The following is a 7284-nucleotide window of genomic DNA, read 5'->3' as shown; positions in this document are numbered from 1 at the left end:
CCGGCGTTGAAGCCCGCGTAGAAGCCCGTCCAGGTGAACACCGGAACCGGCGTGAACACCGGCGGCGGAGCCGCACGACGCGGAAGGTCGGCAGCCGACGCGGCGGCGGACATGCCGGCGAGAACGGTGGAGGCAAGGAGAAGCTTTTTCATCATCACTGGTCCTGTCTGGCGAAAGCCGGCGTGCTTTTAGGCCGCGGGAGCAATCGGGTCTGTCGCTTTCGTGCAACAAGCCCGTCCAGATAAGCCCCAAGGAGTCAACGAAACGTGAAGGTTAGGGCGAGGTAAGATTCCGCTGCCCCAACAAGTGTCGCAGCGCACATGACGGCAGGCGAGAACAAAGCTCATCGGAGGCAGAGAGAAAGCAGCCACAATGCTGACGGAATTGGCCCAAGACGCGTTCCAATCCTGCAGAATCGTGCGGAATGGGACGCTCGCAGGTGTTTTAGTTCAGGACATGCCCTCGGCAGTTGTGAGAACAGCGGTAGGGCGGCCTTAACTCTATCCGTGGAAAGTTGCGCTGCCGGGGGTTGCGGACGGACCGCGACCGATCCCCGGAGGGCAGGTGCGGAGCCGATGCGCGTCGACGAGACCTTGGCCAATACGAGGCGGCCCTCGCCTCTCGCCTGGACGCTGCGGATCGCTGCCCTGACGCTCGTGCTCGGCTGCGGTTGCGCCCATTATCTGTCCCGCCTCCACGTGGCGCCGGCCCGCGGGGGGCAGATCGCGGCGCGCGCCCTCCCGGATCCGGAGACGACCGGCTCGATCACCGGCGCGGCGCGCTCCATCCGTCTCGACCCCTGCGCGCTCGTCGAGCGCGTTCTCGCCCCCCGGCCGGCGACGCCCTGACGTCGCGGGCACGCTCCTCTCCCCTGCGGAATGGCAGATTGACAAGCCGCGCCAACACTCTAAGTGTGCCGGCACTCGCATGCGCGGCGGGTCGGGAAACGAGACAGCCGTCATTGCCGTTGCCGCGACGATCTCCTCCGCGCCGGCCGGCGACCTTCCCGCGCGCAACGGTTCTCAAAAGACGATGTCATTTGCCGATCTCGGGTTGAGCGACAAGGTCCTTCAGGCCGTCACGGCCGCCGGCTATTCCCAACCGACACCGATCCAGGCCCAGGCCATCCCGCACGTGCTCGCCCGCCGGGACGTCCTCGGCATCGCGCAGACCGGCACCGGAAAGACGGCGGCCTTCACCCTGCCGATGCTGACCATGCTGGAGGCTGGACGCGCCCGCGCCCGGATGCCCCGCACGCTGATCCTCGAACCGACGCGGGAACTCGCGGCGCAGGTCGAGGAGAATTTCGAGCGCTACGGCACGAACCACAAGCTCAACGTCGCGCTGATCATCGGCGGCGTCTCCTTCGCCGATCAGGACGCGAAGCTGACCCGCGGCACCGACGTGCTGATCGCGACGCCGGGGCGCCTCCTCGACCATTTCGAGCGGGGCAAGCTGCTCCTCACCGGCGTCGAGCTGCTCGTCATCGACGAGGCCGACCGCATGCTCGACATGGGGTTCATCCCCGACATCGAGCGCATCGTGAAGATGGTGCCCTTCACCCGCCAGACCTTGTTCTTCTCCGCGACGATGCCGCCCGAGATCGAGCGGCTCGCCGACATGTTCCTGCATAACCCTCAGCGGATCGAGGTGGCGCGCCCGGCCTCGACCGCCACGACGATCGTGCAGCGCCTCGTCGCCACGGGCGGCGAGGGCCACGAGAAGCGCGAGCGCCTGCGCACGCTGATCCGGGGCGAAGCCGAACTCAAGAACGGCATCATCTTCTGCAACCGCAAGCGCGACGTGGCGCTCCTGCAGAAATCGCTCGCCAAGCACGGGTTCAACGCGGCCGCGCTCCACGGCGACATGGACCAGCGCGCCCGCATGGCGGCCCTCGACGGGTTCCGAAGCGGCGAGACGCCCCTCCTCGTGGCCAGCGACGTCGCCGCCCGGGGCCTCGACATCCCGGCGGTGAGCCACGTCTTCAATTTCGACGTTCCCCATCATCCGGAGGATTACGTCCACCGCATCGGCCGCACCGGCCGGGCAGGCCGGGCAGGCCATTCCTTCACGCTGGTGAGCCGGGGCGACGACCGCTCGCTCCAAGCCATCGAATCGCTGATCGGGCAGCCGATCGCGTGGTTCGACGGGGATCTCGCCTCGCTGCCCGCCGCCTCGGACGGGGAATCGGAGGGGCGGACCCGGCATCGCGGACGGAGCGGCGATGGCACGCGACGGAGCCGGTCCGGCCGTCCGGCCGGCGAGGGTCGCGCGACCCCGTCCCGCCGCGGCGGAGCGGAACGGAGCCGCAGCGCGGAGCCGGCCGAGCCCGCTCAGACGCAGCGCGAGGCGGCGCCCAAATCCCGCGACGCCGCTCGTGCGCCCCGAGAGGCCGCCCCGGCGCCGCGCGAGGCCGCTTCCCTCTCTCCGGCGCGCCAGCGGCCCGAGAGGCTGCCCGAGGAGCGTGGCGGCCGCGGGCGGCGTCGGCACGAGGAGGACGAGGGCGAGACGCCCGTTGGCCTCGGCGGCCACGTTCCCGCGTTCCTGCTGCGCCCGGCGCTGGTCAAGAAGCGCAAATAAGCGCCCGATTTCCGGCCTTCCGGCGCGCCGGCTTAACCGTCCATCCATCGTCGCGGTTGCATCGTCTCGGCTATGTGCCGGGGGATGATCGGCGCTACCGGAAGAGGGTGGTGTGGGGATGAGCGAGGGGAGTCACAACGACCGCGACCGAACCTTCGCGCTCGCCCAACGGGCCAACGACCTGATGCGCGATTACGGCTCCTCGGCGACGCCGCGGGCCTACACCGTCTGGTACACGTACGTGTCCGGCGCGCAGCCCCTGATGAACGACGCCATCAAGCGGCTGACCTCCCAGAACGGTTGCCTCTGCGACAGCGACATCGACGCCCTCTTCGACACCTATATCGACGGGCGCCGCCTCTCGCTCGCGGCCGAGAAGATGAGCGCCAGCGTCCTCTCCGAGATCGAGAGCATCACCGAGATGCTTGACCTCTCCCTCGGGTCGACGGCCCAGTACGGGGAATCCTTGCGCGCCCTGTCGCACGACCTCGCCGGCGCCGCCCTCAATCGCGTGCGCATCCGGGAGATCGTCGCCTCCCTCGTGAACACGACCCGCGAGGTGGCGGCTAACAACCGGACCCTGGAGGCGCGCATGCGCGAGAGCCGGACCGAGATCGAGGCCCTGCGCGAGACGCTCGAGGCGACCCGCATCGAGAGCCTGACCGACCCGCTCACCGGCCTCTCGAACCGCAAGCATTTCGAGGAGATGCTCGGCAGGACCGTGGAGAGCGCCGCGACGCAGCCCGTGACGTCGAGCCTGATCGTCCTCGACATCGATTTCTTCAAGCGCTTCAACGACCTCTACGGCCATCTCACCGGCGATCAGGTGCTCCGCCTCGTCGCGATCGTCATGCGCGAGCAGGTCACCCGCTCGGCGACCCTGTCGCGCTTCGGCGGCGAGGAATTCGGGATCCTGCTGCCCGATACCGACCTCGACACCGCCCGCGCCATCGCGGACACGGTCCGCACCAGCGTCATGGGTCGTGAGCTGGTCAAGCGCTCGACCGGGGAATCGCTGGGCAAGGTCACGGTGTCGCTCGGCATCGCCGCCTACCGGCCCGGCGACACCCCTGTCTCGCTGCTGGAGCGCGCCGACCTCTGCATGTTCGCGGCCAAGCGCGGCGGCCGAAACCGCTGCGTCGACGACCGCACGCCGATCGCGGACCTCTCCCGCGTCGCCTGATTCGGCGACGCGTCGACTCACGCTAGTCGGCCTCAGGCCGAGGCGCGCAGGGCCTCCGGGTTCGCGGGCGTGATCGCGACGGATTCTCCGCAGCCGCAGGCCGAGGTCTGGTTCGGGTTGTTGAACACGAACTGCGCGGAGAGCTTGTTCGTCTGAAAGTCCATCTCGGTGCCGAGCAGGAACAGCACGGCCTTGGGATCGATGAAGACGGTGACGCCCTTGTCCTCGACCATGTCCTCGCCTGGCTTGCGCGCCTCGGCATATTCCATCGTGTAGGACATGCCGGCGCAGCCGCCGTTCCTCACGCCGACCCGCAGGCCGGCGATCGGGTTGTCGGCATCGGCGATGATCGCCTTGATCCGGTCGGCCGCCGCCTCGGTCAGCGACATGACCTTGAAACCTGATGACATCGAGTGCTCTCCGGCGGCCGGGTTCAAGGCCCGGGCGGGTGAGGAATGGCCTTGCGTAACGGCAAGATAAGCATTGCCGCGCGCCGAATCCAACGCCCCTACCACATGTCCAGGGCGACGCGGGCCTCGTCGGACATGCGGCTCTGGTCCCATGGCGGGTCGAACACCATCGTGACGGCGCAGGATTGCACGCCCGGCACCGCCGAGACGGCATTCTCGACCCAGCCCGGCATCTCGCCCGCGACCGGGCAGCCCGGCGCGGTCAGCGTCATGTCGATCGCGACGGAGCGGTCGTCGGCGATGTCGACCTTGTAGATCAGGCCGAGCTCGTAGATGTCGGCGGGGATCTCGGGGTCGTAGACGGATTTGAGGGCCGCCACGATGTCGTCGGTCAGGCGGTCGAGCTCTTCCGGGGGGATGGCGGAGGCAGCCGCCACCGCGGGTGCGTTGGTGCCGCCGGTGATCGTAGCATCGGACATGGGGAGACCTTTCAGGCGAACATGAGCTCGGCCTTGGCCAGCGCCTCGGCGAGGGCGTCGATCTCAGCCGTGGTGTTGTAGAGGCCGAAGGAGGCGCGGCAGGTCGAGGTGACGCCGAACCGGTTGAGGAGCGGCATGGCGCAATGGGTGCCCGCCCGCACCGCGACGCCCTGGCGGTCGATCACGGTGGCGATGTCGTGGGCGTGCGCGCCCTTCATCTCGAAGGCGATGACGCCGCCCTTGTCCCGCGCCGTGCCGATCAGGCGCACGGAGTTCATCGCGGAGAGGCGCTCGGTGGCGTAGGCGGTCAGCATGGCCTCGTGGGCCGCGATCCGCTCGCGCCCGACGCCCATCATGAATTCGAGCGCCGCGCCGAGGCCCACCGCCTCGACGATCGCGGGCGTGCCCGCCTCGAAGCGGTGCGGCGGCTCGTTGTAGGTGACCGTGTCCTCGGTGACGGTGCGGATCATCTCGCCGCCGCCCTGGTAGGGGGGCAGCCGCTCCAGCCATTCCCGCTTGCCGTAAAGGACCCCGATGCCGGTCGGCCCGTACACCTTGTGGCCCGTGAAGACGTAGAAGTCGCAATCGAGCGCCCGCACGTCAACCTCGCGGTGGACGGCGCTCTGCGCCCCGTCGAGGAGCACAGGAACGCCGTGCGCGTGGGCGATGCGCACGATCTCCTCGGCCGGCGTCACCGTGCCGAGCACGTTCGACATGTGGGTCAGCGCCACCATCTTGGTGCGGGACGTGAACAGCTTCTCGTATGCGTCGACGAGGAAATTGCCCGCGTCATCCACCGGCGCCCACTTGATCACGGCGCCCCGGCGCTCGCGCAGGAAGTGCCAGGGCACGATGTTCGAGTGATGCTCCATGATCGAGAGGATGATCTCGTCCCCCTCGCCGATCAGCCCGGCCCAGCCCATCGAGCTCGCCACGAGGTTGTAGGCCTCGGTGGCGTTGCGGGTGAAGATGATCTCGTCCGTCGAGGCCGCGTTGAGGAATTGCCGCGTCGTCTCGCGAGCGCCCTCGAACCCCTCCGTCGCGGCATTCGCCATGAAGTGCAGGCCGCGATGGACGTTGGCGTAGCCCGTCTCCATGCACGAGACCATGGCGTCGATCACGGCCCGCGGCTTCTGGGCCGAGGCCGCGTTGTCGAGGTAGACGAGGGGCTTGCCGTAGACCGTCTGCGACAGGATCGGGAATTCCTTCCGGATCGCCTCGACGTCGTAGGGGGTCTGAAGGACGGGTGCGTTCATGAAACCTTCCGCGTGACGCGAGGCCCCTCCCCCGCGAGGGAGGGGTCGTCGCTCAAGCCCGCTTGGCCAGCCAGGTCTCGACCTCGCCGATCAAGGCCTCGCGGGCACCCTCGTGGGTGACCGATTCCAGCGCTTCGCCGAGGAAGGCCTGGACGAGCAGGCTCTCGGCCTCCGTCCGCGGCAGGCCGCGGGCCATGAGATAGAAGAGCAGGTCGTCGTCCGGCGCGCCGCAGGTGGCCCCGTGGCCGCAGGCCACGTCGTCGGCGAAGATCTCCAGCTCCGGCTTGTTCATCATCTGCCCCTCGTCCGTGAGGAGGAGGCAGTCCGACTTCATCTTGCCGTCGGTCTTCTGGGCGATCTGCTCGACGATGATCTTGCCCTGGAACACGCCGGTCGCGTCGCCGTCGATCACCGTCTTGAACAATTCGCGGCTGACGCCCCCGACCGCCGCGTGGTCGGCGAGCAGCGTCGAATCGGCGAGCTGCCCGTTGCCGAGCATGGTCGCGCCGTTCACCGTGGCCGTGGCGTCCTCGCCCGCGAAATGCAGGTAGATCTGATGGCGCGACAGCACCGCGCCGGTCACGAGGTTCACGGTCTCGATATGCGAGCCGGCGCCGAGCCGGGCCGAGATCGTCGAGAGCGCGATGGCCTCGCGGCCCTCGCCGTTGAGGCGGGTGTGGTGGAAGCGGGCCCGATCCGCGATCACGACGTCGAGGGCGTCGTTCGGCTGGTAGGCGACGCCGTCGGGACCCTCGTGGGATTCGAGCACCGTCAGCTCGGCATCCGCCTCCAGCACCACGAGCACGCGGGTCGCCGTGGAGAAGGCCTCCGCGCCCGTGCCGACGAAGCGCAGGTGCAGCGGCGCCTCGACCTTGGTGCCCGCCGCGACGTGCACGAGCAGCCCGTCCGCCATGAAGGCGGCGTTGAGCTGGTAGATCGGGTTCTCACGGGCCTGGGAGACCGGGGCGAGATGCTCGAGGAGCCTGTCGCCCGCGGCGAGCGCCTCGTTCAGGGGCGCGAGGGTGACGCCCTGGGGCACCCGGCCGAGGTCGGAGGCCTCGGCCACGAGATGGCCGTTCACGAAGGCGAGGCGCACGGCCTCGATGCCCGAGAAGCCCTTGGCCGTGTCGAGGGCCTTGTGCGCCGCCTCGGCGCCGGGCGCCTCGGCCGGGGGGGCGGCCTCCTTCAGGGCGGCGCGCAGGTCCGTATATTTGAAGGCCTCGACCCGCCGGCTCGGCAGGCCCATCGCCTCGAAATAGCGGAAGGCCTCCTCGCGGGCGATCGACACGCCCGTCGGGAATTTCATCCGGGCGACCTCGAACAGCTTCGAGAGGCCGGTCTCGGCCGGGGTGCGGAGATTGGTGACGTCTGCCATG

At 69.0% G+C, this 7284-nt stretch carries 7 protein-coding genes; 3 read left to right on the top strand and 4 right to left on the bottom strand.

Annotation, left to right across the window (positions count from 1 at the left end):
• Nucleotides 1-575: 575 nt before the first annotated feature.
• From J2X36_RS25220 to J2X36_RS25210, 3 genes are all read left to right on the top strand, one after another.
• Nucleotides 576-848, top strand: a complete 273-nt coding sequence (locus J2X36_RS25220) for a hypothetical protein (RefSeq protein ID WP_310354770.1) — start codon at nt 576-578, stop codon at nt 846-848.
• 184 nt (nt 849-1032) lie between these two features.
• Nucleotides 1033-2580 carry a DEAD/DEAH box helicase gene (locus J2X36_RS25215; RefSeq protein ID WP_310354769.1) on the top strand — a complete coding sequence of 516 codons (1548 nt, stop codon included), beginning with the start codon at nt 1033-1035 and terminating at the stop codon, nt 2578-2580.
• Between the two features lie 118 nt (nt 2581-2698).
• On the top strand, nt 2699-3763 hold the full coding sequence (locus J2X36_RS25210) for a GGDEF domain-containing protein (protein WP_310354766.1): 1065 nt from the start codon (nt 2699-2701) through the stop codon (nt 3761-3763).
• 32 nt (nt 3764-3795) lie between these two features.
• Here J2X36_RS25210 and J2X36_RS25205 read toward each other — a convergent pair whose 3' ends face one another.
• The 4 genes from J2X36_RS25205 to sufD form a co-directional block, all read right to left on the bottom strand.
• The gene (locus J2X36_RS25205; RefSeq protein ID WP_132257421.1) at nt 3796-4173 is read right to left on the bottom strand and encodes an iron-sulfur cluster assembly accessory protein; all 378 of its coding nucleotides are present in this window, start codon (nt 4171-4173) and stop codon (nt 3796-3798) included.
• A gap of 98 nt (nt 4174-4271) precedes the next feature.
• Entirely contained in the window at nt 4272-4652 is a 381-nt protein-coding gene (locus J2X36_RS25200; RefSeq protein WP_132257423.1) for an SUF system Fe-S cluster assembly protein, read from the bottom strand.
• A gap of 11 nt (nt 4653-4663) precedes the next feature.
• A complete protein-coding gene (locus tag J2X36_RS25195) occupies nt 4664-5908 on the bottom strand; it encodes a cysteine desulfurase (protein WP_310354762.1) in 1245 nt (414 codons plus the stop codon).
• 52 nt (nt 5909-5960) lie between these two features.
• Nucleotides 5961-7283, bottom strand: a complete 1323-nt coding sequence (sufD, locus tag J2X36_RS25190) for a Fe-S cluster assembly protein SufD (protein WP_310354760.1) — start codon at nt 7281-7283, stop codon at nt 5961-5963.
• Nucleotide 7284 lies beyond the last annotated feature (1 nt).

It is taken from the genome of Methylobacterium sp. BE186 (genome assembly GCF_031457035.1).
In the GTDB taxonomy this organism is placed as follows: Bacteria; Pseudomonadota; Alphaproteobacteria; order Rhizobiales; family Beijerinckiaceae; genus Methylobacterium; species Methylobacterium segetis.
The sequence above is the reverse complement of the archived record's forward strand: the minus strand, read 5'-3'. Positions and strand labels throughout refer to the sequence as shown.

Bases quoted from the DNA above. Each gene is read 5' to 3' on its own strand.
- J2X36_RS25220 (WP_310354770.1), top strand. From the start codon at position 576: ATGCGCGTCGACGAGACCTTGGCCAATACGAGGCGGCCCTCGCCTCTC.
- J2X36_RS25215 (WP_310354769.1), top strand. From the start codon at position 1,033: ATGTCATTTGCCGATCTCGGGTTGAGCGACAAGGTCCTTCAGGCCGTC.
- J2X36_RS25210 (WP_310354766.1), top strand. From the start codon at position 2,699: ATGAGCGAGGGGAGTCACAACGACCGCGACCGAACCTTCGCGCTCGCC.
- J2X36_RS25205 (WP_132257421.1), bottom strand. From the start codon at position 4,173: ATGTCATCAGGTTTCAAGGTCATGTCGCTGACCGAGGCGGCGGCCGAC.
- J2X36_RS25200 (WP_132257423.1), bottom strand. From the start codon at position 4,652: ATGTCCGATGCTACGATCACCGGCGGCACCAACGCACCCGCGGTGGCG.
- J2X36_RS25195 (WP_310354762.1), bottom strand. From the start codon at position 5,908: ATGAACGCACCCGTCCTTCAGACCCCCTACGACGTCGAGGCGATCCGG.
- sufD (WP_310354760.1), bottom strand. From the start codon at position 7,283: ATGGCAGACGTCACCAATCTCCGCACCCCGGCCGAGACCGGCCTCTCG.